Source organism: Pseudomonas sp. 2835 (assembly GCF_050435905.1).
Classification (GTDB): Bacteria; Pseudomonadota; Gammaproteobacteria; order Pseudomonadales; family Pseudomonadaceae; genus Aquipseudomonas.
In genome coordinates this window covers 1-1,437 of the sequence record NZ_JBNDLE010000045.1, presented here as the reverse complement: position 1 = coordinate 1,437, position 1,437 = coordinate 1, and the positions used below count along the sequence as shown (strand labels likewise).

2 protein-coding genes are annotated in these 1,437 nt (G+C 52.1%); one reads left to right on the top strand and one right to left on the bottom strand.

The annotated features are described in order from the left end of the window. The first annotated feature begins 172 nt into the window (after nucleotides 1–172). Nucleotides 173–658, top strand: a complete 486-nt coding sequence (locus tag ABIE20_RS27625) for an AAA family ATPase (RefSeq protein WP_429508734.1) — start codon at nucleotides 173–175, stop codon at nucleotides 656–658. 130 nt (nucleotides 659–788) lie between these two features. Here the strand turns inward: ABIE20_RS27625 and imm45 are convergent, their stop codons facing one another. Then, entirely contained in the window at nucleotides 789–1,166 is a 378-nt protein-coding gene (gene imm45, locus ABIE20_RS27620; RefSeq protein WP_429508733.1) for an Imm45 family immunity protein, read from the bottom strand. Between the last annotated feature and the right edge of the window lie 271 nt (nucleotides 1,167–1,437).

Sequence of the window (1,437 nt, the reverse complement as noted above, 5' to 3'; positions counted from 1 at the left end):
TCCATCACATGGAGCTTGGCCACTGCACATTCTCGATTCTGGTGCGAGGAGATGAGGCAGAGGGCTGCTTGTGGGACGGTCCGCTTCCGACCCATAGCGGACGGTGACGGCTCGGTTGTTGCTTCGACGCTTTTCAATAAGCATCATCGGGGTTCGACAAGGAGACGTCCCCATGACCAAACCAGTGCTTCATCTCATGTCAGGCAAGATTGCTTCCGGCAAATCAACGCTGGCCAAAAGCTTGGCAGCCGAACGATCCGCGATCCTGCTGAGTGAGGATCATTGGCTCTCACGGCTTTACCCTGATCAGATCAAGTCAGTGACCGATTATGTGCGCCTTGCACGCCAGATGCGGGAAGTACTGGGCCCGCTCGTCATCGATGTCCTGAAGGCTGGCGTGACTGTGGTTTTGGATTTTCCCGCTAATACTCCTCAAGATCGACAATGGTTGCGTGACTTGGCTGATGCAGCCGAGGTTTCTCATTGTGTCCATTACATCGAGGTGGACGATGACACCTGTCGAGAAAGGTTGCATCTTCGCAACAACCGCGCCGAACATGAGTTTGCGGCGACTGACGCGGAGTTCGATCTGATCACTAGCTACTTTCGCGCCCCGGATGAGGGTGAGGGGCTCCAGATTGAAGTTCATCGTCTTTGACGGGCAGTAACATCGTGAGGCTGGGTTATCTGAAATGCCCGTTTTTGGGGCAGCTTTGGATCGAAAGCATCACTCGCAAACGACAGCTAACGACCCATAGCTGCCCTTCACCAAAAATGGCCAGATGCAGTCATTTGTGCGGCGGCATGTTTTGAAGGTTACCAAAAGGCAGCTCCTGCACTTCAGCGAGCGAGTGCGAGCCGGGTTTATAACTATTAATCACGAGGACTTGCGAGACTTTACAGTCCGGATAGATCCACTTACCCCAATTCGCTAGAACCCACGCCTTGCTGAGACCCAATCCCCCTGCATTGCTCTCGTCAGGCAAGCAAACCAGCGGTAGGCCCGCTTTGTATCCCGTGGTGACCATCAGCCCGAAGCGACGATTCTCGTCCAGTGTGTCAAAAACCATAAAATCCACAATTTCTTCATACGGGTATTTTCCCCTGGCTCTAAATACGGTCCCGCGGCTGAAAATCTCATTTGAGCATTCGATAAGCTTCGTCATTGAATTCAATGTTCCCTAGGTTCAGGTAGCCCGATTGAGTTGAGAGTGTACGACAACCCATCGCTCAAACTCCTGCTGGGTCGCTCAGGACATTCTTTGGTCGAACGGCAGCTATGGGTCGTTAGCTGCCGCGAATGTAAAAGGCCTTTCCCATCGCAGAATCTCGTTTGAGGAGGTTGTGATGGTACAAAAATGGTACGGGAAAATGGAACGTGTGCTGTAACCCTTTGTTTTAAAGGAGTTCGTAGTTAGTGTGTCCAATCCATCATAG